Origin of the sequence: Pantoea sp. PSNIH1, assembly GCF_007680655.1 — a bacterium.
In the GTDB taxonomy this organism is placed as follows: Bacteria; Pseudomonadota; Gammaproteobacteria; order Enterobacterales; family Enterobacteriaceae; genus Pantoea; species Pantoea eucrina.
Window position 1 is genome coordinate 499579 of the sequence record NZ_VEIP01000001.1, and the last position, 24727, is coordinate 524305.

Annotated in this window: 22 protein-coding genes and 1 pseudogene; 11 read left to right on the top strand and 12 right to left on the bottom strand. The window is 55.8% G+C overall.

The annotated features are described in order from the left end of the window. Positions 1–17 precede the first annotated feature (17 nt). The gene (locus FS690_RS18315; RefSeq protein ID WP_166713891.1) at positions 18–185 is read left to right on the top strand and encodes a hypothetical protein; all 168 of its coding nucleotides are present in this window, start codon (positions 18–20) and stop codon (positions 183–185) included. A 196-nt stretch (positions 186–381) separates the two neighbouring features. Here FS690_RS18315 and rsmF read toward each other — a convergent pair whose 3' ends face one another. From rsmF to yebS, 3 genes are all read right to left on the bottom strand, one after another. Continuing rightward, a complete protein-coding gene (rsmF, locus tag FS690_RS02315) occupies positions 382–1806 on the bottom strand; it encodes a 16S rRNA (cytosine(1407)-C(5))-methyltransferase RsmF (protein WP_145339020.1) in 1425 nt (474 codons plus the stop codon). A gap of 75 nt (positions 1807–1881) precedes the next feature. Beyond that, on the bottom strand, positions 1882–4515 hold the full coding sequence (locus FS690_RS02320; protein ID WP_145339021.1) for a PqiB family protein: 2634 nt from the start codon (positions 4513–4515) through the stop codon (positions 1882–1884). Further along, the gene (gene yebS, locus FS690_RS02325; RefSeq protein ID WP_071668878.1) at positions 4484–5728 is read right to left on the bottom strand and encodes a membrane integrity lipid transport subunit YebS; all 1245 of its coding nucleotides are present in this window, start codon (positions 5726–5728) and stop codon (positions 4484–4486) included. The genes FS690_RS02320 and yebS overlap by 32 nt, the downstream gene beginning before the upstream one ends. A 217-nt stretch (positions 5729–5945) precedes the next feature. On the opposite strand from yebS, the gene FS690_RS02330 reads away from it, so the two are divergent. The 4 genes from FS690_RS02330 (at position 5946) to htpX (ending at position 10385) form a co-directional block, all read left to right on the top strand. After that, entirely contained in the window at positions 5946–6446 is a 501-nt protein-coding gene (locus FS690_RS02330) for a GAF domain-containing protein (RefSeq protein WP_071668877.1), read from the top strand. Positions 6447–6542: 96 nt separating this feature from the next. Next, a complete protein-coding gene (proQ, locus tag FS690_RS02335) occupies positions 6543–7223 on the top strand; it encodes an RNA chaperone ProQ (RefSeq protein WP_039384840.1) in 681 nt (226 codons plus the stop codon). 20 nt (positions 7224–7243) lie between these two features. Beyond that, the gene (prc, locus tag FS690_RS02340) at positions 7244–9283 is read left to right on the top strand and encodes a carboxy terminal-processing peptidase (protein WP_039384838.1); all 2040 of its coding nucleotides are present in this window, start codon (positions 7244–7246) and stop codon (positions 9281–9283) included. A gap of 220 nt (positions 9284–9503) precedes the next feature. Continuing rightward, positions 9504–10385, top strand: coding sequence for a protease HtpX (gene htpX / locus FS690_RS02345; RefSeq protein ID WP_039384837.1), 882 nt, complete (start codon positions 9504–9506; stop codon positions 10383–10385). 69 nt (positions 10386–10454) lie between these two features. On the opposite strand, the gene FS690_RS02350 is transcribed toward htpX, so the two are convergent. Next, positions 10455–11831: an MFS transporter gene (locus FS690_RS02350; protein WP_145339022.1), complete on the bottom strand. Its 1377-nt coding sequence runs from the start codon at positions 11829–11831 to the stop codon at positions 10455–10457. Between the two features lie 142 nt (positions 11832–11973). Beyond that, entirely contained in the window at positions 11974–12213 is a 240-nt protein-coding gene (locus tag FS690_RS02355; RefSeq protein ID WP_145339023.1) for a YobH family protein, read from the bottom strand. Positions 12214–12421: 208 nt separating this feature from the next. Between FS690_RS02355 and FS690_RS02360 the strand changes: the two genes are divergently transcribed. The 5 genes and pseudogenes from FS690_RS02360 to rlmA all read left to right on the top strand — a co-directional run bounded on the left by FS690_RS02360 (position 12422) and on the right by rlmA (position 15542). Next, positions 12422–12697 (top strand): YebO family protein, encoded by a 276-nt coding sequence (locus tag FS690_RS02360; protein ID WP_094111077.1) that lies wholly within the window; start codon positions 12422–12424, stop codon positions 12695–12697. An 18-nt stretch (positions 12698–12715) separates the two neighbouring features. Then, a complete protein-coding gene (locus FS690_RS02365; protein ID WP_145339024.1) occupies positions 12716–13717 on the top strand; it encodes an MBL fold metallo-hydrolase in 1002 nt (333 codons plus the stop codon). A gap of 514 nt (positions 13718–14231) precedes the next feature. Next, positions 14232–14303: pseudogene (locus FS690_RS18630) on the top strand (DUF2627 domain-containing protein); the annotation flags it as partial. An 84-nt stretch (positions 14304–14387) separates the two neighbouring features. Further along, the gene (gene cspE, locus FS690_RS02375; protein ID WP_021510024.1) at positions 14388–14597 is read left to right on the top strand and encodes a transcription antiterminator/RNA stability regulator CspE; all 210 of its coding nucleotides are present in this window, start codon (positions 14388–14390) and stop codon (positions 14595–14597) included. 138 nt (positions 14598–14735) lie between these two features. Then, on the top strand, positions 14736–15542 hold the full coding sequence (rlmA, locus tag FS690_RS02380) for a 23S rRNA (guanine(745)-N(1))-methyltransferase (protein WP_071668874.1): 807 nt from the start codon (positions 14736–14738) through the stop codon (positions 15540–15542). Here rlmA and FS690_RS02385 read toward each other — a convergent pair. Genes FS690_RS02385 through manX form a run of 4 tightly spaced genes read right to left on the bottom strand, consistent with a single transcriptional unit; the run spans position 15539 to position 18711 of the window. Continuing rightward, on the bottom strand, positions 15539–15997 hold the full coding sequence (locus FS690_RS02385) for a DUF986 family protein (RefSeq protein WP_039384768.1): 459 nt from the start codon (positions 15995–15997) through the stop codon (positions 15539–15541). The genes rlmA and FS690_RS02385 overlap by 4 nt on opposite strands. A gap of 52 nt (positions 15998–16049) precedes the next feature. Next, positions 16050–16895, bottom strand: coding sequence for a PTS mannose transporter subunit IID (locus FS690_RS02390; RefSeq protein WP_071668873.1), 846 nt, complete (start codon positions 16893–16895; stop codon positions 16050–16052). A 14-nt stretch (positions 16896–16909) separates the two neighbouring features. Further along, positions 16910–17710 (bottom strand): PTS mannose/fructose/sorbose transporter subunit IIC, encoded by an 801-nt coding sequence (locus FS690_RS02395; protein ID WP_104085085.1) that lies wholly within the window; start codon positions 17708–17710, stop codon positions 16910–16912. 47 nt (positions 17711–17757) lie between these two features. Beyond that, positions 17758–18711: a PTS mannose transporter subunit IIAB gene (gene manX / locus FS690_RS02400; protein WP_145339025.1), complete on the bottom strand. Its 954-nt coding sequence runs from the start codon at positions 18709–18711 to the stop codon at positions 17758–17760. A 493-nt stretch (positions 18712–19204) separates the two neighbouring features. On the opposite strand from manX, the gene FS690_RS02405 reads away from it, so the two are divergent. Next, the gene (locus FS690_RS02405; protein WP_039384757.1) at positions 19205–20770 is read left to right on the top strand and encodes a TerC family protein; all 1566 of its coding nucleotides are present in this window, start codon (positions 19205–19207) and stop codon (positions 20768–20770) included. Between the two features lie 47 nt (positions 20771–20817). On the opposite strand, the gene FS690_RS02410 is transcribed toward FS690_RS02405, so the two are convergent. The 3 genes from FS690_RS02410 to FS690_RS02420 form a co-directional block, all read right to left on the bottom strand. Continuing rightward, positions 20818–22377, bottom strand: coding sequence for an EAL domain-containing protein (locus FS690_RS02410; RefSeq protein ID WP_039384755.1), 1560 nt, complete (start codon positions 22375–22377; stop codon positions 20818–20820). 229 nt (positions 22378–22606) lie between these two features. Further along, positions 22607–23971, bottom strand: a complete 1365-nt coding sequence (locus FS690_RS02415; RefSeq protein ID WP_145339026.1) for an L-serine ammonia-lyase — start codon at positions 23969–23971, stop codon at positions 22607–22609. Between the two features lie 188 nt (positions 23972–24159). Next, a complete protein-coding gene (locus tag FS690_RS02420) occupies positions 24160–24726 on the bottom strand; it encodes a CoA pyrophosphatase (protein ID WP_039384751.1) in 567 nt (188 codons plus the stop codon). Between the last annotated feature and the right edge of the window lies 1 nt (position 24727).

Here is a 24727-nt window from a genome sequence, read left to right on the forward strand (position 1 = left end):
TTCAGGACAGATCATTAATGGCAGATACACACTATTTACTTTGGGTAATGACAGGGACGCTGACCATCCTCAGCCTGTTTATTGGTGCAATTGTCGGACAGGCAAAAACCCGCCGGCTGGGTATGATGACCTTTACCGGTCTCTGGGCATTTTTTATGCTGGCAATATTTTTGATAACCCGCTAACCCACTATCAGCAGATGCACCAGCCGGGCCAGCGATTCCAGCAGCAGCAGGCTGCCGGTCACCAGCATAATCAACACAATGATAAACTGCTTACGGCCTTTCATGCTGTGCTCTCCATGGCGACGCCATACCGGCATTACACTATGCCGGTTGGGTTAAACTAACGCTCAACCATCAGATTATGAGCCGCAGCCTGCTAGCGAAACAGCCGGCCGTCACGCACCAGCTCGCGCGGATAGCTGTTTTTAATGCGGTTGCCCACTTTTTTAGCCAGTCCAAGCGGCTGCTGCTGCCAGGTGACGATGACTTCATCCCGGTCAGGCAGTGTCTCCGGATGGATATCCTGTCCGCGATACCAGCTTTCCGCTTCCGCTTCATTCAGCGCAAACGCCAGCGATGCATCAGGCCTGGCCAGTGCCATCACCGCCTCATGCTGCCAGCGGTAGCCTTTGGGAAAGGTTTCAGCCAGTTTCAGACCAATGCGTGAGAAGCGTACCTTATTCAGCCACTGCTCTGCGCTGGCCGGAAACAGCCACAGCTCTTTATCGCGCTGCCAGAGCGTCAGGCTCTCATCCCACTGCAGGCCCACCTTAGCCGCTGCCTGCATCACCTCCGCGCTGAGTTTTCGGCTGGCGGGCGCAAACGGCAGTTTCCCGAGTTTATAGCCCGGCGCCGGCAGTGCCGGCACGCTGGCGGTTTTACGCAGACGCGCGACGAAAAATCCTTCGCTGTCGAAGCAGTGAGGAAACACGTGCAGATAGCCTTCCGGCGTCAGGGCAGCCTCTGCGCCGGCAAACAAATCCTGCAGCGACAGGATCTCAATGGCGTCGGGATAGCGTGTCAGCAACCAGGCTATGACCTGCTGATTCTCGATGGTGTTAAGGGTACAGGTTGAGTAGATCAGCACGCCACCGGGCCTGAGCGCGTGAAAAGCGCTGTCGATAAGATCGCGCTGGGTGGCCGCAATCGCCTCGGTGCTGGCCAGCGTCCAGTTGCGCAGCGCATCTGCATCTTTACGCACCACGCCTTCGCCTGAGCAGGGGGCATCAAGCAGGATGGCGTCGAACTGTTCCGGCAGCGCTGCGCCAAACACCCGGCCATCGAAATGCGTCAGCGCCACGTTGCTGACGCCGCAGCGGCTGATATTGGCATGAAGGACTTTGACCCGGCTGGCGGAGTATTCATTGGCGAGGATCGCGCCGCGATTATGCATCAGCGCCGCCAGCTGCGTGGTTTTGGATCCCGGTGCCGCCGCCATATCCATAACCTGCTGTGCGTCCGGCGTGGCGGCAAACAGCGCCGTCACCGGCAGCATCGAGCTCGCTTCCTGAATGTAGAACAGACCGCTGAGATGTTCAGCCACGCTGCCAAGCGGCAGGCTCTCATCATCGCGCTCGATCCAGAATCCCTCTGCGCACCAGGGAACCGGCGTCAGCCGCCAGCCATACTGCGCCGTGCGGGTAAGAAAATCAGCCACGCTGATCTTCAGCGTGTTGACGCGTACACTTTTGCGCAGCGGCTGCTGGCTGATAGCAAGAAAGCGTTGCAGTTCAGCCTCATCAGGGAGGCTGGCACGCATGAGGGTAATGAACTCTTCAGGAAAACGACTGGACACAACAATTTACCGCGCTGACAAATGATGGGCGCAGTGTAACACGCGCAAAGAGAACGGGCAGCCTGCTGGCTGCCCGGTTGTTTAGCGCGGAGCAGGGATAGCGGTACCCCAGTCACGCCACGCTTTCGGCGCTTCATCCTGCAGCAGGAAATGTTTGTTGGCGCCTGCCTGCGGTGCCAGCGGCACGGTTGGTGGCGTAGCGAACTGAATGCCGCCGCGAATAAACTGCTGGAAGGTGCCGGTTTTCACCACGCCGCCAATCAGGCCAAAATCGAGGTTATAGCCGGATGCCAGCCAGAATACTGAGTTATTCCGCACCAGATGCTGATACTTTTTACTGATGCGCAGCGCAATCTGCACCCGATCGGCCATATTACCCAGCGAGGTGCCGGTGACCGTACCGACCTCAACGCCGCGGAACAGAACCGGCGTACCCAGGGAGAGCGATCCCGCCTCGGCGGCATCGACATAAATGTTCAGGCCGTTCAGGTAACGCGAGTCGGTGATTGTGCTTTCCTGCAGCTCAAAGCTGCGCGCCATCGCACCTTTGCCGGGATCGACGTTGACATAGGGCTGCAGAATCGTCTCCAGATGGTTAACGCCTGCCGCAGAAATTTCCGGCGATACCACTGAGAAACGGCTGCCCGTGCGGGCAAAGTCCTGCACATACTCCGGATAGAGCACGGCTTTAGCGACCACCTGATTGTTATCCTTACTCAGCGCCAGCGACTCCACCTGACCGACATTAATACCGAGATAGCGCACCGGCATGCCTGCCGCCAGCTTGCTGCCGTCGTAGGTGTGCAGGGTGATCTGGCTGCCGACGGCGCGCGCTGCGGTTTCTGACGCATAGAGCACGCGCTTAACGCCTTTTTTCGCCTGTGCACCGGTCAGATTGTCAAAGCTGATGGCGCCTTTCAGCGCCCGGTTAATCGGCGACGCCTGCACGGTCAGACCGCTGCCGTTGAGCTGCACTTTTGCGCCACCTTCGGCCCAGAATACGCTTTCGCTGGTCAGCAGCTTGCGATACTGCGGCTGGATATGCACTGAGATATCAAACGCATCCGCACGCGGCACCACGTCGACCACTTCACCGACTTCAAACTTACGGTAGAGCACTACGGAACCTGCCTGTACGTCCGGCAGGCTGGTTGCCGTCAGCGTCAGCGTGGCAGGCGGCTGATCGCCGGTGATCCCTTCAGCAGCACGCTCGGCGTCTGCATAGAGCGGGTAGCGGCTGGAGGCTTTCCCTTTTGCGCCGGGATCGAGACGAATACCGCCATCCACCCATTCACGTGCGCTGGCACCCAGCACCTGCATACCATCAAGGCCAAATTTTACGTTCAGGCGACTGTTGACGATAAACTTGCTGTCAGCGTGCACCAGCTGACGATATTCAGGGTTAATCGCGACCACGAAATTGATGCCGTTCTCATCCAGTTTGCGCGAGATCACCTGACCAATCTTCATGCCATAGATCACCAGGGGCTGGCCGGCATCGATACCGTAGGTTTCCGGCGCGCTAAGCTGTACCGTCAGGACATCCGGTTTCTGCAGCAGCGTTTCGCTGGCGGGCAGCACGCTGAAATGGTCCTGCGGTTCGCCCTCACCGGGCACCAGCTCCAGCGTGTTACCGGTGAGCAGGCTGCTCAGGCTGGTGTCAGTGAGGCTGAGTTTCGGTGCGCGCATCTCAATACGTGTTCCGCTGCGCATCAGGCCGGTCACTGAGGGATCAATCGTCAGTTCGCCAGAGACTTTGCCGTCAGGCAGCAGCGTAAGTTTTGTCAGGGTGCCTACTTCCAGCCCCTGATACATCAGAGGCGTACTGTTGGCTTTGAGGTTGTTACCATCAGGCAGATCGAGGTTAATCAGCACGCCGCGCTGGCTGTGTGCCAGATCCGGATAGAGCTGATAGTTCTGCTCGCTCTCAGCCGGTTCGCCTTTATCGGGTGAATCAAACGCGATAGCGCCGTTTACCAGCGCGGCCAGACTCTCCAGCTTCACTTTCGCGCCGCTCAGGCTGACATCTGCATCAATACCGGAAACATTCCAGAAGCGGCTCTGCTTTTTGATGAGATTGATAAAGCGCCGCTCGATCAGCACATCAATGGTGACGCCATCAGTATTGCTATTAAGGCTGTAGTCATAGACGTGACCCACCGGAATTTTCCGGTAGTAGACCAGCGAGCCGGTATTAAGCGAGCCGAGATCGGGCGCATGCAGATGGATGAGCAGCTCGCCGGTATTGACCCGGTATTTAGGCTGCGTATCAAGCGCGGTGAAATGGTCGCGCTCTTTACCATCGCCAGGCATCATACCGATGTAGTTACCGCCCACGAGCGCATCAAGCCCGGAGACGCCGGCCAGGGAGGCTTTTGGCGTCACCAGCCAGAATTGCGTATTCTCGCGCAGGGCGTCGCGCATATCGCTTTTGATGCTCGCTTTGATACGAATGCTGCGATAATCATCACTCAGCTCAATACCCTGCACAGTACCGACCTCCACGCCCTGATAACGAATCGGCGTGCGGCCCGGCACTATGCCGTCCGCCGTCTGGAAGTTGATGGTAATGGTGGTACCGCGCTCCTGATAATTGGTCCATAAAAGCCAGCCGGCAATCAGCAGGGCGATAATGGGCAAAAGCCAGAATGGCGACAACTTGCGTTTGTTACGCACGGTTGCGCTAGTCGGTGTAGTCGGCGTTTCCTGTTGCATGTGCATCCCAGATCAGGCGGCTATCCAGCCACTCAACAGCCATAATAGTCAGGATTACCGCTGCGCCGAAGTAAAGCGCGGCAGGTCCCATGGTAAAAGCCAGCAGCTGATCGCGATTGACCAGCGACATGGTTAAAGCAATAACAAACAGATCCAGCATCGACCAGCGTCCCACCCAGGTCACCACGCGCAGCAGCCGGATGCGGGTTTTCAGCCCCTGTTCACATTTGAAGTGAATACTGAGCAGCAGCGTCAGCATCACCAGCACTTTAGTGAAAGGCACCAGGATACTGGCGATAAACACCACCGCAGCAATGGGAATATTGCCTGAGCCCAGCCCGAGGATACCGGAAAAGATAGTGTCTTCACGCCGCGAACCGTTTACAAACACCACGGAAATCGGCAGCAGGTTGGCGGGTATCAGCATCACGATCGACGCAATTAACGCCGCCCAGGATTTTTGCAGGCTGTGGCGACGGCGAAAATCAAGCGGCGTGTGGCAGCGGGTACAGCGACCACGCTCATCGGGCATGCCGGTGTGATGACAGTTGAGGCACACCTGCCAGCGCTCTGGCGGCGCGGTTGGGATGGACTGGGGATAGTAATGCTCCCAGAGCTCTTCCACATTAAGATGAATAATAGTGAGCAGGCTTAACAGGGTCAGAGCTACGTAAGCGACCAGACCATAACCCAACGCCAGCGAGGCGTAATCCTGAACTTTGATAGAGGCGACGCCAATACCTACCAGGTAGATATCCAGCATCACCCACTCTTTCAGCCGCTCAAGCATTAGCAGCACCGGTCGCAGATTCATGCCCAGCCGGTTGCCAATCCACAGATAGCTGATGCCGGCAACCAGCGTCACCGGAGCCCCGATTGTACAAAACGCGACCATGGCGGCCGTCAGCACGTTGCCCTGCTGCGCCATCTGCAATACGCCTTCCAGCAGACTGGCGTTTATGCGCATGCCAAGTAAGCGAATTTCAACCAGTGGCAGGCTGAAAGCAAAGGGCATCAGCACCAGCATTGTCACTGCCATCGCGGTCAGACGACGCATTGACCAGTCACGGCCATTCTGGATTTTGGCATGACAGCGCGGGCAATAAGCCGTTTGATGCGATTTCACATCCGGTAAGGAAAAAAGGGTATCGCATTGGGGGCAACGCTGATAACGTGCGTGGGGCAAGCTCTGGCTGATAGCGTGAATTTTCATAAGTGACGCGAGTGGCCCATCATTCGTTACGGTTGCCGGCAGTCTGAACAGAACGTGCAGCCTGCACTATCTTGTGGGACGAGATCAGTCTCAATCATAGCGTGCTAAGGGTATAGCAACTTATTCAATGATTCACCTTGTTGGGCTGGATTATTAGTGCTTATTTTAACAACTGAGGGAAAACTGATACCTCTCAGTGATGAATTATGGTTGATCAATGAACAAAAAAGCCTTTTACGAGGAATTAAATCGTGATGCCCGGGCGCTGCTGGCGGGCGAAACCTCTTTTCTTGCCGCGCTGGCTAACTGCAGTGCGCTGCTGTTTGAGCGTCTGGAGGGGGTTAACTGGGCAGGCTTCTATCTGCTGACTGAAGAGAATACGCTGGTCCTGGGTCCGTTCCAGGGCAAGATTGCCTGCGTGCGTATTCCGGCAGGTAAAGGCGTTTGCGGTACGGCAGTGGCTGAAGAGCGCGTGCAGCGCGTGGATGACGTTCATGCGTTTCCCGGTCATATCGCCTGCGACGCCGCCAGTAACGCAGAAATCGTGATTCCTCTGAAAGTGAACGGCCTGCTGGCAGGCGTTCTTGATATCGACAGTACGCTTTATTCCCGCTTTGACAGTGAGGATGAAGCAGGGCTGGTAGCCCTTGCCGACGGGCTTTGTGAGGTGCTGGCGAACAGCAACATCGAAAAATTTATTGCGCTGTCGCATAGCTAATCGTCTGGATTGCATGGCATTTGGCGATGTTGTCATTATAATGTCGCCTGTTCATGCCCGCTCTGGTCGGCAAATCCGTTGTAATCAGGAAATTTCATGGAAAATCAACCTAAGTTGAATAGCAGTAAAGAAGTCATCGCCTTTCTGGCGGAACGTTTTCCGCACTGCTTTAGCGCCGAAGGTGAAGCGCGTCCGCTCAAAATCGGTATCTTTCAGGATCTGGTCGAGCGCGTTCAGGGCGAAAATAGTCCGAGCAAAACGCAGCTGCGTTCAGCTCTGCGTCTTTATACCTCCAGCTGGCGTTATCTTTACGGTATCAAAGCCGGCGCAACGCGTGTCGATCTCGATGGCAACGCCTGTGGCGTACTGGATGAGCAGCACGTAGAGCATGCGCGGAAGCAGCTGGAAGAGGCAAAGGCACGCGTTCAGGCGCAGCGTGAGCAGCAGCGGGCGAAGAAGCGCGAGGCAGGAGAGGAGAGTGCAGAGCGTCGTCCGCGTAAGCCAGCACCGCGTAAAGCGGCTGAAGGTGATACGCCGCGCAAGCCGCGCCCTCAGACGCCACGCACCGGTGCTGCAGAACGCAACGCCGCACCACGTCCGCCGCGGGCAAAACCCGTTACCGACACCTCAGCTTTGCAGCCAGGCCAGAATATTAAAGTCAAAGCAGGCAAAAGTGCTATGGACGCCACCATTCTTGAAATCACTAAAGATGGCGTTCGGGTACAGCTTGCTTCAGGCCTGGCAATGATTGTGCGCGCAGAACACTTGCAGTTCTGAAACGGAGGCCCGACCCTGGCATGAACAGCTTTTTTAAGATCGGTATGATCGCGGGCCTGCTGCTGGCAGGCCCCTCCGTTGCCGCAGACAATATCACGCGTGCAGACCAGATCCCGCAGTTACATGAAGAAGCGCAGCATCCCACGGTCAGTGAGCGGGTTACATCGCGCTTTACCCGCTCTCACTACCGTCAGTTCGATCTGAATCAGGATTTCTCAGCAAAGATTTTTGATCGCTATCTGAACCTGCTGGATTACAGCCATAACGTGCTGCTGGCATCAGACGTTGCGCAATATGCGGACAAAAAAACCACGCTCGGCGACGAGCTGCGCAGCGGCAAGCTGGATCTGTTTTACGCGCTCTATAACCTGGCACAAAAACGCCGTTTTGAGCGCTATCAATATGCGCTGACGGTGCTGGATCGTCCGATGGATTTCAGTGGCAATGACACCATTGATATTGACCGGGCGAAAGCACCATGGCCAAAGAGCACCGCAGAGCTGAACGCGCTCTGGGACGCCAAAGTTAAATATGATGAGCTCAGCCTGAAGCTGGCGGGCAAAGATGACAAAGAGATCCGTGAAACGCTGACCAAGCGCTACAACTTTGCCATCCGTCGCCTGGCTCAGAGCAACAGTGAAGATGTCTTCCAGCTGGCAATGACCGCCTTCGCTCATGAGATCGATCCCCATACCAACTACCTTTCCCCGCGCAATACTGAGCAGTTCAATACCGAGATGAGCCTGTCGCTTGAGGGGATTGGTGCCGTGCTGCAGATGGATGATGACTACACGGTCATCAACTCTATGGTCGCTGGCGGTCCGGCAGCAAAAAGCAAATCGATTACCGTTGGCGATCGCATTGTCGGCGTCGGTCAGCCAGGCAAGCCTGTTGAGGATGTTATCGGCTGGCGGCTGGATGATGTGGTATCGAAAATCAAAGGACCTAAAGGCAGCAAAGTGCGTCTTGAGATCCTGCCTGCCGGTAAAGGCACCAAAACCCGGACCGTAACGCTCACGCGTGAAAAGATCCGTCTGGAAGATCGGGCAGTTAAAGGCACGGTGCATAACGTCGGCAAAGAAAAAGTGGGCGTGCTGGATATTCCGGGCTTCTATGTCGGTCTGACTGACGATGTCAAAGTGCAGCTGCAGAAACTGCAAAAGCAAAATGTGGACAGCGTCGTTATCGACCTTCGAACCAACGGCGGCGGTGCACTGACTGAAGCGGTCTCTCTCTCCGGACTCTTTATTCCGGGTGGCCCGGTGGTTCAAGTCAGGGATAACAATGGACGGGTGCGTGAAGACAGCGATACCGACGGCATTGTTTACTACAAAGGTCCGCTGGTAGTGCTGGTCGACCGGTTCAGCGCGTCAGCTTCGGAAATCTTTGCCGCGGCGATGCAGGACTATGGCCGGGCTCTGATTGTTGGCGAACCGACCTTCGGCAAGGGAACCGTACAGCAGTATCGTTCTCTGAACCGCATTTACGATCAGATGCTGCGTCCGGAGTGGCCTGCGCTGGGTTCCGTACAATATACCATTCAGAAATTTTATCGTATCAACGGCGGCAGCACGCAGCGTAAAGGGGTAACCCCCGATCTGCTGATGCCAACCGGCGTTGAAGCGGCAGAGACCGGCGAAAAATTTGAAGATAACGCGCTGCCGTGGGACAGCATTAATGCGGCAACCTATACCAAAACCGGTGATATCACCGCGCTGGTGCCGAAGCTGACGCAGTCTCATGCCGATCGCATTGCGCAGGATCGTGAGTTTCAGTACATCATGAAAGATATTGCGCGTTTCAATGCGATGAAAGATAAACGCAATATCGTGTCGCTCAATCTTGCCCAGCGTGAGAAAGAGAGTCACGAAGAGGACGCGCTGCGTCTGGAGCGTATTAACGCGCGTTATCAGATGGAAGGTAAAAAGCCGCTTAAGAATCTTGAGGCGCTGCCAAAAGATTATAAAGAGCCCGATCCCTATCTGGATGAGACGGTGAAGATCGCTAACGATCTGGCTCAGCTGGCCTCCTCTCAGCCCGCTGCCACTCCGGCGAAGTAATCCTGAAGCCGGTCACAAAACACCGCTACGGCGGTGTTTTTTTTTACACTATACTCGCTAAATAAGTGGTCTGAGCAGTTTGCAATCGATCGCCAGAGTGGAATGTAAAGTTTTGTTTTTTTAGGCACTTAAAGATTAAGGTCGCTTGAAAAGCCGCGCAATGAACATAGGATATATATCCGCGTACAAGCGCGTGAACAACTGAGGAAGATTAACATTTATGATGCGTATTGCTCTTTTCCTGATCACCAACCTGGCGGTGATGTTGGTATTCGGACTCATTCTGAGTCTGACAGGAATCCAGTCAAGCAGTGTTCAGGGCCTGATGATTATGGCGGGTCTGTTTGGCTTTGGCGGTGCGTTCGTTTCACTGCTGATGTCCAAATGGATGGCGCTACGCTCCGTTGGCGGGGAGGTGATTGCACAGCCCCGTAATGAGACCGAGCGCTGGCTGATGGAGACCGTGGGTCGCCAGGCGCAGCAGGCTGGCATTGCGATGCCGCAGGTCGCGATTTATCATGCGCCCGATATCAATGCCTTTGCGACCGGTGCGCGCCGTGATGCGTCCCTTGTCGCTGTCTCAACCGGTCTGCTGCAAAACATGAGCCGCGATGAGGCTGAAGCCGTGCTGGCGCATGAGATCGCGCATATCGCCAACGGAGATATGGTCACCATGACCCTGATTCAGGGCATTGTGAACACCTTTGTTATCTTTATCTCGCGCATTATTGCGCAGGTTGCGTCGGGCTTTCTGTCCGGCAACCGCGATGGTGAAGAGAGCAGCAACGGTAATCCGCTGGTCTATTTTGCGGTTGCAACGGTGCTGGAACTGCTTTTTGGTATCCTCGCCAGCATCATTACCATGTGGTTCTCACGCCACCGTGAGTTTCACGCTGATGCAGGATCGGCAAAACTGGTTGGCCGTGAAAAAATGATCGCCGCGCTGCAACGTCTGAAAACCAGCTACGAGCCGCAGGAGCCAGGCAGCATGATGGCGTTCTGCATCAACGGTAAAAACAAGTCGTTCAGCGAGCTGTTTATGTCTCACCCGCCGCTTGATAAGCGCATCGAAGCGCTGCGCAGCGGGCAGTATCTGAAATAATCCGCTCAGGCGACGAAAAAAAAAAGGCATCACCCTGGTGATGCCTTTTTTATTTGCGTGCGGATAGCGTCAGGCTGGCGCGCGTGACTGGGTCATCCGCACCAGACTTATCGCAGCAGCAGCGGAAGCAAAGCCACCGGCAAGGATCAAAGAAGCGTGCGTGCCGCTGTCGCTGAACAGGTTAAACATCAGAGCCACCAGCGCGGCACCGGCACTCTGTCCTGTCAGCCGGGCGGTGCCCAGCATGCCGCTGGCTCCGCCGCTGCGGTTGCGCGGGGCAGCAGAGATAATGGTGTGATTATTGGGTGACTGAAACAGGCCAAAACCGGCACCGCACAGCATCATACGCCAGATGATATCTGCATCAGCAGGCTGCGCCGGGAGCATGGCCAGCAGAAACAGCCCGGCGGCAAACAGCGCCAGCCCCAGTCCACCCAGCAGGCCGGCGTGATACTTCTCAATCAGACGTCCGGCAATCGGCGCCATCACCATTGTTGCCAGCGGCCACGGCGTCAGCAGCAGCCCGGTTGCCACTTCATCCCGGCCAAGCACGTTCTGCAGGTAAAACGGCAGCGATACCATCGCCAGCATCTGCGCGCAGAAAGAGCAGACGGAGGTGCCAATGGAGAGCGAGAACAGCGGCAGACGTAGCAGATCAACCGGTAACAAGGGTACCGGCAGGGTTAGCTGACGCCGCACAAAGATAATACCGGTAACGATCAGCGCCGCCAGTTCGGCCACGATAAGGCTGGCTGGCTGCCCCTGCGAAAAGCCGCTCAGTGCAGTGATGAGTAACCCAAAAAAGAGCGCGTTCATCACCGCACTTGGAATATCAAACTTCTGCTGGCGCGCTTTTTGCGGATTGTCAGGCAGGAAGCGCAGTGCCAGCCAGAGTGCGGCAAGGCCAAACGGGATATTGATTAAAAAGAGCCACTGCCAGCTGGCCACGGCCAGAATAGCCGCGGCAATAGTGGGGCCGGCGGCGCTGGAGACCGCCACAATGAGTGAGTTGATTGCCATGCCGCGTCCAAGAAAGCGCTGCGGATAAATAATCCGGATTAGCGCGGTGTTGACGCTCATCAGCGCGGCGCCGCCAAATCCCTGCAGTACGCGCGCCACGATTAGCGTCGTCAGCGTGGAGGAGAGGGCGCAGAACAGCGATGTCGCGATAAACAGGATCAGGCCGGCCTGAAAGATACGGCGGTATCCCAGCATATCTCCCAGAAAGGAGAGCGACAGCAGCGAGATCACGATTGCGATCTGATACGCGTTAACTATCCAGATTGATTCAGCCGGGCTGGCGCTGAGATCGCGGGCTATCGTCGGCAGCGCTACGTTAGCGATAGCGCCATCGAGTACCGCCATCATAATACCCAGCGCAATCGTGATGATTGCGCCATAGCGCTGCGGTAGCGGAAGTCCATCCTGAGGGGCAATTGAAGGCATAATAGTGGTAAGTAAAGGGAGTAAATATCATCATGCTAATCAATTTAGCGCCGGAAAGCATCGCCGCAGGCGTGAAAAACCTCTATTTCGCTGATGCCGGCATAGCGAAAATCAAAATGGGCTCACGCTGAGCCCGGAAGGGTTACTGGTTATCAATGACATCGCCGCTTTTTTTCAGCAGCGGACAGGCCATTACACCGACAATTCCGCTGTCGCTATGCAGATAACGGGCGGTCATCATGCCGCGTGCGGTCAGGTAGTTACACTCCAGGCCAAGACCGGCTGCTTTCTTAGCGCTGCCGGTCAGAACACCATAGCCGGTGAAGAGCAGCGCCAGCCACAGCAGGGCGAACAGCATCACCAGACGAATAAAATATTTCATTATTATCTCCCGAAATTGAAAACGCGCCGCATCCGTTTGGCAATAAGCGCGACAGGCGTACCATGCCGTGCTTTACACGTTAATACGATCGGAGATAGCTGAAAGCGCTGCGGCAGGCAACTGCTTTGGTTGCAGAAGATATCTTTTCCTGGCGCAACAGGTAGAATTAGCGCCGTTAAATCCTTACTGATAGTTACCCGAGGCAGTTATGAACGAATTAGCCGCAAACTCCAGCCCGCTGCTGCACTATGGTATCGTGGCGCTCATTATTCTTGTGGCCTTTATCGTCTGGTTTTTTGTTAATCGCGCCAGCGTGCGTGCCAGCGAGCATCTGCAGCTGCTGGAAATGCTGGTGGAAGAGCAGAAAAAACAGACCGCGCTGCTGCGCCGTATTGCGGAGGCGCAGGGAGAAACGTCGTCCGCTGTGCAGGATGACGAAGGCACGGCTTCACGCGATTTTATCCGGCTGATCCCGGAGCGCTGAGAGTAAAATGGAGAGGGAATGAGCCGCAGAAATCCCTGGTACGACGCTTCAAAAGCACACCATACCCCTGACGGGTTTTGCAATCCTGAAGGGGAACAGCGCAAGCCGGGTGATTTACAGCGCTGGCGTCGTGAACGTAAAGCGCAGCATCTCCCGCTGCCGCCTGCCAGCGGCTATGCTGATTTCAGCGCTCGCTGGTATCAGCCCGCCGACCTGAGCGGCAGTGACGATCGCATCTGGTGGCTGGGTCACGCCGCGCTGCTGCTGCGCCTTAAGCAGCGCTATATCCTGATTGACCCGGCTTTATCACCGCGCGCTTCGCCGCTGCCCTTTGCCGGTCCTGAACGCCGGGTACCCTCACCGCTTGATGTGACCCGGCTGCCGCAGCTCGACTATGTACTGATTTCACATAACCACTACGATCATCTTGACCGGGGCACGATAAAGCGCCTGCTGCGCTGTTTTCCGGAGGTAAAGATGATAGTACCGCTTGGCCTGGGCGCATGGTGCCGGAAGCGGGGGGTCCGCAACGTCACCGAGATGGACTGGTGGGAGTCAGCGGATAGTCAGGATTTGAGCATTACCGCTGTGCCGGCGCGCCACTGGAGTATGCGCACGCTGTGGGATCGCAATCGCTCGCTATGGTGTGGCTGGGTAGTGCGCTGCGGCACGCTCAACTTCTGGTTTTCCGGCGACAGCGGTTACAGCGATAACCTGCTGCAGATTGTGCAACGGCTGGGGCCGTTTAATCTGGCCGCCCTGCCGGTTGGCGCGTATGCACCAGAATGGTTCATGGGCAGCCAGCACATGAACCCGCAGCACGCCGCAGACTTATGGCAGTATGCCGGGCATCCATTAACAATACCTATACACTGGGGTGTTTATGAACTGGCTGATGAGTCGCTGGATGCGCCTCCTGCTGAACTGCAGCGTGTGCTGGACGCAGCCGGGACGCCTCTGGCCGGACGGTTCAGCCCGTGGCGGATAGGGGAGAGCCGGACGCTGGCGGATATTGAATGAGATTTTTCTCACCGGTAATGAATAAGGTGTACAGTTTTCTTAACCTGTCCGGATTAGCGTGCTTATAAAAATAACAGATAAGTTCAGCAGGTTAATGATTATATCCGGAGCAGCCGGATAATAATTTTCCCGGTTTTGGTGCAAAAGCGTTTTATAACCTGTACTCCGCGGGTTTAATTGTACACCTTGTGCATTAAGAGAAGCAGGCGCTGTTATTTTACACTGCAGAGAGAAATAATCTTTGTCTGCCATAATAGTGCAACACGTTTAACGTAGCGTCTGGCACTTAACGCAAATTCATGTCCTGCCGCTGCGCTTGACGTTGCTGCAGAAAAACGCTGGTCATCAAGGATTTTGTGCGCCATCAGGTGTTTGCGGTTCCTGTTTCACCACGAAGGAGCAGGGGTCCCGGATAATAATGTGCGACAAGTCGACCACTGTTTAAAAATGGCTTGCCATTATTTAGCGGATATGTGATAACCATCAGCGGGTCAAACGAGGTACAGTTCTGTTTATGCATGGCATCTTCAGTAAAGAAGTTTTGAGTAAAGACGTTGACGTTGAATACCGCTTCCTTGCCGAACCTTAAATTAGTGCCTCATTCAGTAACGTCTCTGTTTCTCTGCAATACTGCCTTCGGGCAAAATAAACATTTAAAGGAATTTGCAAAATGGCAAAGATTAAAGGTCAGGTTAAGTGGTTCAACGAGTCTAAAGGTTTTGGTTTCATTACTCCTGCTGACGGCAGCAAAGATGTGTTCGTACACTTCTCTGCTATCCAGGGTAACGGCTTCAAAACTCTGGCTGAAGGCCAGCAGGTTGAGTTTGAAATTCAGGATGGCCAGAAAGGTCCTGCAGCGGTTAACGTTACCGCTATCTGATTTTCCGCTCAGCCCGGGTCACTGTACCTGCTGAAACGAATCGTAAGCCCTGCTCTCTGAGCGGGGCTTTTCTTTATGCTTTTTGTTACTCCTGCTTCAGGGTAAACTGCGCCGCTTATCGTTGAACCGGAGTCCGCTATGTCCCTGATCTGTCCCCTGTGCCGCCAGCCATTAACCCAGCAGCCGGGCGTGTTTCGCTGTGACGCTGGTCATCAGTTTGATCGGGCCAGAGAAGGGTATGTCAATCTTCTGCCGGTGCAGCACAAGGGGTCGCGAGAGCCGGGTGACAGCCTGGAGATGCTGCAGGCGCGCCGTGCTTTCCTGGATGCCGGGCACTATCAGCCGCTGCGCGATCGCGTGGCGGCGATACTGGCGCAACGCCTGACGCAGCCTGCGGCTCAGGTTCTGGATATCGGCTGCGGTGAGGGGTATTACACCAGCGCCCTGACCAGCGCGCTGCCTGACGCCGAAATCTATGGGCTTGATGTTGCCAAACCGGCTATCCGGATGGCGGCAAAACGCTATACGCAGGTACGCTTTTGCGTTGCCTCCAGCCAGCGGCTGCCGTTTGCCAGCGCGGTGCTGGATGCGGTGGTACGCATCTATGCGCCCTGTAATGAAGAGGAGCTTAGCCGGGTGGTAAAGTCAGGCGGTTATCTGCTGACCGTTACGCCGGGTCCGCACCATCTGCAGCAGTTCAAGGCGCTAATCTATTCGCAGGTGCAGCTGCATGCTGCAGAAGAGAAAACCTATACCGGCTTTACGCTCTGCGAGTCGCAGTCTCTCAGCTATGACCTGACGCTAAGCGGCGCTGAAGCGGTAAGCCTGCTGCAGATGACACCCTTTGCCTGGCGTGCATCGGAAGCGGTATGGCAGACGCTGGCAGCGGCAGAGCAGTTCCGCTGTGACGCGGACTTTACCCTCTCTCTGTGGCAGCGCGATTAGCGAGCGGTGAGGAGCGTATGCCAGATACGCTCCAGGTCATCCAGCGTATGAACAGCAATAAGCAGCCGGCGCCGCTCCAGCTGCATCATTAAAACCCCCTCCGGCGAGAGGTTAATCGCGGCAATGCGCGCATAGCGGATCCAGATCCCGTTATCAAACAGGCCCTCCTGCTTCATCAGCAGCACCGGACGGCGCAGCCAGAATACCCAGAGCGTCAGGGCGCACAGCACCATGATAAGCGTTGTCGTCAGCACCGGCCCTGCATTGCTGATATTTTTCCACAGCAGAATCAGCAGCAGTCCGATAAAAATCGCGCTATCGGGCAGGTGACGTCGTCGCAGTGCGACCCGCAGCAGGGTGACGCCTTTACGGCGCGGCAACACTACATCATGGTAAATAGCAAACAGCAGCAGAGCGGCGATGCAGAACATCAGCAGCAGATCGGTCAGCGCCATTATCGCTCCTTTTTACACTCTGCCCATATTACGCGTCCGGCCGGAAAGCGGCTTACAGTCCCAGCAGGCCAATCGAGTAACCAATAATCCCGATCGCAAAGAAACCGATGATGATCCACAGCGCGTTAACTTTACGACGCAGCAGCCACATACAGCCAAATGTCAGCAGCAGCGGGATCAGGCCGGGCATAAGCTGGTCAAGAATAGACTGAACGGTGGTTACCGTGGTTTTACCGGTCTGGTCGGTAATACTCGATACCACCAGCGGCACGTTAACGTGGGTCCATTTATTGACCAGTGCGCCCATCACAAACAGGCCGAGGATCGAGGCGCCTTCGGTGAGCTTCTGCAGAAAACCGCCGCCCATATCGCTGACGATATCAACGCCTTTGCGATAGCCGTAAGCAACGCCGTAATAGCGGGTCAGCAGGCGCACAACGTTAAACAGCACAAAAAACAGCAGCGGGCCCAGCAGGCTGCCGCTCATGGCAATCCCTGCACCAAGCGCGGCAAACACCGGCCGTACGGTGCCCCAGAAGATGGGATCGCCTACGCCTGCCAGCGGCCCCATCAGACCCACTTTAATGCCGTTAATAGCACCATCATCAATGGCGGCGCCGTTTGCCCGCTGCTCCTCCATCGCCATAGTGACGCCCAGTACCGGCGCGGCGACATAGGGCTGCGTGTTGAAAAACTCCAGATGACGCCGGATCGCCTGTTTACGTGCGTCGTCGTTTTCCGGGTAGAGGCGACGGATCACCGGCACCATGGAAAAACAGAAACCGAGCGCCTGCATACGTTCAAAGTTCCATGACCCCTGAAGCAGGTTAGATCGTATGAACACGGCGCGGACATCACCGGAGGTGAGCTTTTTAGCCATTCGCGTGCTGTCAACCATAGTGGCACCTGCTCCTAGTCAAGTTCATTATCAAGGTCGTTTTGCGAGGCACCTGCCGGCGCTGCGCCTGCGACCCGGTTATATTTCGGGGCGAGCTGGATATAGAGAATCGCCATCACGACGCCGATAACGCCCAGCGCAACCAGATTGAAGTCAGTAAACGCGGCGGTGACAAACCCGAGATAGAAGAACGGCATCAGATAACCGGCGCGCATCATATTGATGACCATTGCGTATCCCACTACCACAATCATGCCGCCGGCGATGTTAAGGCCGTTGGTGACTACCTCCGGAATGGAACTCAGTAGCGTATGCACGGCGCTGGTGCCGACAGAGATAGCGACAATCAGCGCCGGGATGGCAATGCGCATCGCCTGCAGCAGCAGGGCAGAGACATGGATCCAGGAGATAGCGGTGAGGTTACCTTTCGCGGCCGCGTTATCTGCCGCATGCTGAAACGCCACGGTCAGCGTTCGCACGATAATGGTCAGCACCTGACCCGCTGCGGCCAGCGGGATCGCCAGAGCGATACCGGCACCGACGCTCTGTCCGCCGGCAATCACCAGGATGGTGGATATAATGGAGGCGAGAGCCGCATCGGGTGCTACCGCCGCCCCGATATTCATCCAGCCCAGCGCGATCATCTCCAGCGTGCCGCCGATAATAATGCCGGTTTTCATGTCACCCAGCACGGCACCAATCAGGGTACAGGCCACCAGCGGACGGTGAAACTGAAATTCATCCAGGATAGAACCCATACCGGCAATACAGGCCACGATAAATATCAGCACAATCTGTAACGTGGTTATTTCCATTTTGCATCTCCTCAGCACGCCCGCCATTATTGCCGGGCGGCAACAAGTCAGGCGGTGGCCTTCGCAATCAGGTCCATCATATTAAGCTTTTGATCGGTGGAGACTTTGCGTACCTCAAGCTCAATCCCGTGGGCGTTAAGCTGACGAAAAGCGGCAATATCTTTTTCATCTACTGAAACCGCATTATTGACCTGCGTCTTACCCTGACGAAACGCCATGCCGCCGATATTCACAGAGGTAATATTGACGCCCTGCGCAACCACGCGCTCAACGTCGGTGGGATTAGTAAACAGCAGCATGACGCGTTCGCCCGCATATTTGGGGTTATTCCAGACGCGGATCATTTTTGCGATATCGACCACGTGTGCGGTTACGCCCGGCGGCGCCACCTGGGTCAGCAGGGTTTTACGCACGTGATCGTTTGCCACTTCATCACTGATCACAATAATGCGACTGACGCCGGTCTCTTTAGTCCAGCGGGTCGCTACCTGGCCATGGATCAGACGATCGTCTATGCGCGCCAGCCCGATTTTCATATGCTGGCCCGGCGCCAGCGGTGGCGGCGGCGCAGCAGATTTAGCCGACGCTGCGGCAGCGGAAACCGGGTTCGCCTTTAGCGCTTTAATGCCCTCACGGCCGGCATCGGTTGCGACCTGCACCAGCGCCGCCAGTTCAGGATTGTCATCGCGGGCCATCAGCGTTTCGACCAGCATCGGAATATTCACGCCAGCAATGACCTCCTGATCCGGGCGATCCGTGACGAGACGGCTGGCGGCATTAAACGGGCTGCCTCCCCATGTATCGACCAGAAACAGGACTCCCTGAGCGGTATCAAGCTCTGCCAGCCGGGCACGATACTTATCCATCAGGGTTTCGGCGTTTTCACCGGGTGCAAAATCGATACAGGCGACATTGTGCTGTTCGCCCAGCAGCATCTCTGCTGTTTTCAGGAGCGGCTCTGCTGCCCAGCCGTGTGTACCAATGACTAATGCGATGGTCACCTGCTACCTCCGTTTATGACGAAACCCTGTCATTAAAGGACGTTGACAGGAATAAAGGATACGGCCGGGCCCGTCAGGCAATATAAGCCTGAGCCGCTACGATGGAGCCCCCATCGGTTTGCGTTAAGGTCGCCGTTTATTTTAGTTAGCGAAAGAAGAAAGAGTGTGACGCCTGTCGGTTATCTGGTGTAACGGCGGTTCAGCGGACTTTTTTATGCCGTTTTTATGCGCCAGCGCAGCTATGTGTAAATGTAAGAAAATTTTTTGATCTTGTTGAGGTAACTGATACATTAACTTTCTGTTTATTACTCAGGAGTACCGGGCTCAAGCTCACCTTTATGGACCGTCACCGACGTCGCTTCTTATCCTTACTGTGCCAGCCGGCGCAGATCGCCACGCCGTTCAGCGTTATTTCGCCTTCGACTCTTCAGCTGTCTCACTTACCGGTGCAGGCTGATTTTCGTGCGTCTACTTTTTTAGCAAGGAGTCACTAATGGAGTTTCTCTTGGATCCCTCGATCTGGGCGGGGCTGTTAACGCTGATCGTGCTGGAAATTGTGCTGGGTATCGATAACCTGGTCTTTATCGCCATTCTTGCTGACAAACTGCCGCCAAAGCAGCGCGATAAAGCGCGACTGATCGGTCTGTCGCTGGCGCTGGTGATGCGCCTCGGCCTGCTCTCCCTGATCTCGTGGATGGTCACGCTGACCCGTCCGCTGTTCAGCGTGATGGATTTCAGCTTTTCCGGTCGCGATCTGATCCTGCTGTTTGGTGGCCTGTTCCTGCTTTTCAAGGCCACGATGGAGCTGCATGAGCGTCTGGAAAATAAAGGCATGGAGCAGCAGGGTAATCGCAACTATGCCAGCTTCTGGGCAGTGGTCGCACAAATCGTGGTGCTGGATGCCGTCTTCTCACTGGATGCCGTGATTACCGCAGTGGGTATGGTTAACCACCTGCCGGTGATGATGACTGCGGTAGTGATCGCAATGGGCGTAATGCTGCTGGCATCGAAGCCGCTGACTAATTTTGTCAACGCTCATCCGACGGTTGTCGTGCTCTGCCTGAGCTTCCTGCTGATGATCGGTTTGTCGCTGGTAGCGGAAGGGTTCGGTTTCCATATTCCGAAAGGTTATCTCTATGCGGCGATCGGCTTCTCAATTTTGATTGAGCTGTTTAATCAGATCGCGCGCCGTAATTTTATGCGCCATCAGGCGCGCCGGCCAATGCGTGAGCGCACGGCAGAAGCTATTTTACGCCTGATGGGCGGGCGCAATCGTCAGCAGCAGCCTTCAACGGATGAGCATACGCTGAATAACGCTATGCCGCAGGAAGCGTTTAAGGATGAAGAGCGCTATATGATTAACGGCGTACTGACGCTGTCGCAGCGCTCTATTCGCAGCATCATGACGCCGCGTGGCGATATCTCATGGGTTGATGTGACGCGTCCGCTGGATGAGATCCGTATGCAGCTGCTGGATACGCCACACAGTCTGTTTCCGGTGTGCCGCGGTGAGCTGGATGAGATTATTGGCGTGGTGCGCGCAAAAGAGCTGCTGGTGGCGCTGGAGCACGGTATGGATGTGACCACGTTCGCATCAGGCTCGCCGGCGATTGTTGTCCCTGAGACGCTGGATCCTATTAATCTGCTGGGCGTGCTGCGCCGGGCGAAAGGCAGCTTTGTTATCGTAACCAACGAATTTGGTATGGTGCAGGGTCTGATTACGCCGCTGGACGTGCTGGAAGCGATTGCCGGTGAGTTCCCGGATGAAGATGAGACGCCGGATGTGATCGCCGATGGTGATGGCTGGCTGGTCAAAGGCGGCACCGACCTGCATTCGCTTCAGCAGCTGCTCGACTACCATGAACTGGTTAAACAGGAGGACGATCACGCTTCGCTGGCGGGCCTGCTGATTGAGCAGAAAGGTCAGCTGCCGCAGCCTGGTGAGGTAATCGATCTGCCGCCGCTGCACTTTGAAATTGTTGAGGCGACAGATTACCGTATCGACCTGGTACGGGTGACCAAAGATGCGCCTCACGATGAAGATGAAGAAAACGCGTAATCGCGCGTAGCTGTTCAATCAGGGCCGTCGTGAAGACGGCCCTTTTTTTAACCCGCTGTTTCCTGATGCTGAGCCAGCCATGCCGGAAAATCTTCGATCGGCATGGGGCGCGCATAGAAGTAACCCTGCAAATGATCTACCCCGCGCTCGCGCAGATAGGAGGCCTGTTCAGCGGTCTCCACGCCTTCGGCCACCAGCGCAATCTTCAGCCGCTGCGCCAGTGAAATCACCATATCGGTTACCGTGGCGTTGATCGCGTCAGTGCCGATCGCCGCGGTAAAAATCTTGTCAATTTTCAGCACATCCGGCTGCAGATCTTTCAGGTAGGCCAGCGAACTGTGCCCGGTGCCGAAATCGTCTATCGCCAGGCGTACGCCAATGTTATGCAGCTGCGCCACGACCGACTGATCGATAACCGGCAAGGCGTCACGCTCTGTCAGCTCCACAACCAGCTGCGGATGGGGGTTAGCAGGCCACCAGATCTGCTGCAGATCTTCCACAATGGCGCGATCGTGAAAATGGCTGGCGGCGACGTTAATCGCAATATGGAACGCGCTGCTTTGCGGCAGCTGCGGCAGCGCTTCTACGGCCCGGGCAATCACGAAGCGGGTAAGGGGAGCGATCAGGTTTTGCCGTTCCGCCAGAGGGATAAAGACGTCAGGTGCAATCCATCCCTGACGCGGATTATGCCAGCGCAGCAGAAGCTCAATACCCTCACACTGTTCGCTGCGGGCATTGATCAGCGGCTGACAATAAACCATAAACTCACTGGCGGTGATGCCGTAGCTGATCTGCCAGCTGAGGCTCATGCGATTGGCCGTTGCCAGCCAGACAATATAGCCAATCAGCAGGCTCAGCATCACCGCCAGCGGCAGCTGGGAAGGCAGCGTATTTAACGCCAGGCGCGCCGGAGAAGGGCCGTAGAGCGTAATGGTGAACGGGTAGCGTAAAGATGCCTGATCGTAAGCGACCTCGTCATCCGAGGGCACCGTGTGTTCAATCATCGGATTACCATACTCAAGGCTCTGACCGCCCACGTTGAAAATAGCCCGCTCTACCCACGGCAGCTGAGGCTCAAGCAGATAATTGCTCATCAGTTCAACATTCACCACCTGCAGCAAGCCATCGCGATTATCCAGCGACTTTGGCGTCCAGAGCAGCAGCACCGGCGAGCCTTTAAGCAGATAATCATCTGTGGTCAGCAGCATGCGCTGATTATTGAGCGCCAGCTCCGGATAGGTCTGACTAAAAGAGATATCGCGGGCGCCATAGATGCTGGAGCAGTAGATAGTGTCATTTTGCACCAGCAGCACGGTGCGTACCGTCTGCAGCGCAGCGATCTTTTCAATCAGCGGATAACGCACCAGCGAACAGGGCAGGCCCACCAGGCCCAGCGTGTTATTGGCGGAGACGTCCAGCGGCGAGAACATACGGTCAAAGCGCTCAATGGCGCGGCTGGCAAAGTTAAGAGACTGCTGCTCAATACGTGACTTCTCTTCGATATAACGAAAAGTCAGGGTAAGGATCAAAACCAGCGTCGCGATCACTAACGCAATAAGCAGCCGCTTACGGCGAAATTGACCCACAAATTGCTGGGGAATGAGCATCAGTAACCACCTTGTTAAGACACAGACCAGGAGCAAATTAACGTGAAGGTTATCGGCATCGGGACGGCCAGGTTTAGCGCTGCCCGTTAAAAAAGCAGGCAATAAAAATTGCGTCCTGCCGGATCCGCGCAGGAAAATTACAATATCTGGTTTGGCAACGCCGAGGTAGGTAAAAAAGCAGAAATCAGTATGAGTGCGCTGATTTTAACCAGCGCACTCCGGACAGGTATCAGTCACACTGAACTTTGATGGCCAGACCGCCACGCGAGGTTTCGCGATATTTAGCGTTCATATCTTTACCGGTCTCATACATGGTCTCAATGACTTTATCCAGCGAGACGCGCGGGGCGCTGGTCCGGCGCAGCGCCATGCGCGCTGAGTTGATGGCTTTGACCGATGCAATAGCATTGCGCTCAATGCAGGGCACCTGCACCTGACCGGCAACCGGATCGCAGGTCAGACCCAGGTTATGCTCCATACCAATTTCCGCGGCCACGCAGACCTGCTCCGGGCTGGCGCCCAGCAGCTCCGCCAGACCCGCCGCCGCCATAGAGCAGGCCACGCCCACTTCACCCTGACAGCCTACTTCGGCACCGGAGATAGAGGCGTTCATTTTATAGAGAATACCGATAGCGCCTGACGCGAGAAAATAACGGATAAAGATATCGGGCGTGACGCTTTCGATAAAGTGATCGTAATAGGCAAGCACCGCCGGCACGATGCCGCAGGCTCCGTTAGTCGGGGCCGTTACCACGCGTCCGCCTGCCGCATTCTCTTCGTTTACCGCCAGGGCAAACATATTGACCCAGTCGATAACGTTCATTGGATCATTGGAGTGCTTGGTCGATGAGACCAGCAGGCGACGCAAAGAGGCGGCACGGCGCGGAACGCGCAGCGGCCCCGGCAGCACGCCTTCGGTGTTCAGACCGCGGTCAATACACGCCTGCATGGTCTGCCAGACATCGGTAAAATAGCGGGTGATCTCTTCACGGCTGTGCAGCGCCAGCTCATTTTGCATCACCAGTCCTGAAAGCGACATGCCGGTCTCGCTGCAGTGGCTGAGCAGCTCTTTTGCCGAGTGAAACGCATAAGGTACCGCGACTTCATCCAGCACCGGCTGGCCAAAATGCGCTTCATCCACGATAAACCCGCCGCCAATTGAGTAGTAGGTTTTCGTCAGAATCAGCAGATCGCCGGCAAACGCATACAGCGTCATACCGTTTTCATGCAGCGAAAGATTCTCACTGCGGAACACCATGCCGCCTTCGCGTGGAAAGTCGACCTCATGCGCGCTTTTAGCCAGCAGCAGGCGCTCACGCGTTTCCGTATCTTTAATAAATGCCGGGATCGCATCAATATCCACGGTGGCAGGTTCATAACCCGCCAGACCCATAATGATAGCGATATCCGTATGGTGACCTTTGCCGGTCAGCGAGAGAGAGCCATACACATCCACCGCTACGCGCGTGACATCCTGCAGTTTGCCCTGCTCAGCCAGCAGATCCACAAACTGTTTGCCCGCTTTCATCGGACCTACGGTATGTGAACTGGATGGGCCGATGCCCACTTTGAACATGTCAAAAACACTAATCAACGGTAACGCTCCTCACAAATACGGGGTTCTGCGGCCTGAGCCGTAATTGCGGCTAATAGTAATCGCCACGGCGGGCGAAAGAACAGCTTTTCGCATGAAATAATCTAATTATAAACCGCAGAAATAGTTATCAATCCATACCTTTGTGAAGTGGATCGATTTTTCAGCTATGAGTTTACACACGGCATTCAGGGCAGCGCGATCTGCTGACCAAGCGCACGAATAATTCCGGCCGTCATGCCCCAGATAAAATAATCGTTATACCAGGAGAGCCATATCCGGTGCTGACGCTGGCCGCGATATAACGTCAGCGGATGATAGCGGGCCAGATGCAGTGCTTCACGCAGCGGCATGGTAAACGCGCTTTCCACTTCATCCGGGTTCAGACGGAGCGGCATGGCTGGCAGGATCCCCACCACCGGCGTGACGGCAAAACCGGTACTGCTGGTGACCGCCGGCAGTACACCGGCTATCTGCACCTGACGGGGATCGATCCCGATCTCTTCCTGCGCTTCACGCAGCGCGGTATCGATCAATGACGTATCGCTGGCATCCTGCATGCCGCCCGGAAAAGCGACCTGGCCGGCATGTTTACGCAGCAGCGCCGATCGCCGCGTCAGCAGCAGTGCCGGCTCGGCGCTGTTGATAATCGGCACCAGCACTGCCGCATGACGTCCGGCAGGGGCCGGCAGGCGTGCGGGTGGCGGAGGCTGCAGCATAAAACGCGTCAGAAACTGGCTGAGTTCGGCAGTCATA

Bases quoted from the DNA above. Each gene is read 5' to 3' on its own strand.
- FS690_RS02410 (WP_039384755.1), bottom strand. From the start codon at position 22,377: ATGCTCATTCCCCAGCAATTTGTGGGTCAATTTCGCCGTAAGCGGCTG.
- FS690_RS02385 (WP_039384768.1), bottom strand. From the start codon at position 15,997: ATGGCGCTGACCGATCTGCTGCTGATGTTCTGCATCGCCGCTCTGCTG.
- FS690_RS02360 (WP_094111077.1), top strand. From the start codon at position 12,422: ATGAACGAATTAGCCGCAAACTCCAGCCCGCTGCTGCACTATGGTATC.
- htpX (WP_039384837.1), top strand. From the start codon at position 9,504: ATGATGCGTATTGCTCTTTTCCTGATCACCAACCTGGCGGTGATGTTG.
- FS690_RS02405 (WP_039384757.1), top strand. From the start codon at position 19,205: ATGGAGTTTCTCTTGGATCCCTCGATCTGGGCGGGGCTGTTAACGCTG.
- FS690_RS02390 (WP_071668873.1), bottom strand. From the start codon at position 16,895: ATGGTTGACAGCACGCGAATGGCTAAAAAGCTCACCTCCGGTGATGTC.
- prc (WP_039384838.1), top strand. From the start codon at position 7,244: ATGAACAGCTTTTTTAAGATCGGTATGATCGCGGGCCTGCTGCTGGCA.
- FS690_RS02395 (WP_104085085.1), bottom strand. From the start codon at position 17,710: ATGGAAATAACCACGTTACAGATTGTGCTGATATTTATCGTGGCCTGT.
- FS690_RS02355 (WP_145339023.1), bottom strand. From the start codon at position 12,213: ATGAAATATTTTATTCGTCTGGTGATGCTGTTCGCCCTGCTGTGGCTG.
- FS690_RS02365 (WP_145339024.1), top strand. From the start codon at position 12,716: ATGAGCCGCAGAAATCCCTGGTACGACGCTTCAAAAGCACACCATACC.
- FS690_RS02320 (WP_145339021.1), bottom strand. From the start codon at position 4,515: ATGCAACAGGAAACGCCGACTACACCGACTAGCGCAACCGTGCGTAAC.
- FS690_RS02330 (WP_071668877.1), top strand. From the start codon at position 5,946: ATGAACAAAAAAGCCTTTTACGAGGAATTAAATCGTGATGCCCGGGCG.
- cspE (WP_021510024.1), top strand. From the start codon at position 14,388: ATGGCAAAGATTAAAGGTCAGGTTAAGTGGTTCAACGAGTCTAAAGGT.
- proQ (WP_039384840.1), top strand. From the start codon at position 6,543: ATGGAAAATCAACCTAAGTTGAATAGCAGTAAAGAAGTCATCGCCTTT.
- FS690_RS02420 (WP_039384751.1), bottom strand. From the start codon at position 24,726: ATGACTGCCGAACTCAGCCAGTTTCTGACGCGTTTTATGCTGCAGCCT.
- rlmA (WP_071668874.1), top strand. From the start codon at position 14,736: ATGTCCCTGATCTGTCCCCTGTGCCGCCAGCCATTAACCCAGCAGCCG.
- FS690_RS18315 (WP_166713891.1), top strand. From the start codon at position 18: ATGGCAGATACACACTATTTACTTTGGGTAATGACAGGGACGCTGACC.
- yebS (WP_071668878.1), bottom strand. From the start codon at position 5,728: ATGAAAATTCACGCTATCAGCCAGAGCTTGCCCCACGCACGTTATCAG.
- FS690_RS02350 (WP_145339022.1), bottom strand. From the start codon at position 11,831: ATGCCTTCAATTGCCCCTCAGGATGGACTTCCGCTACCGCAGCGCTAT.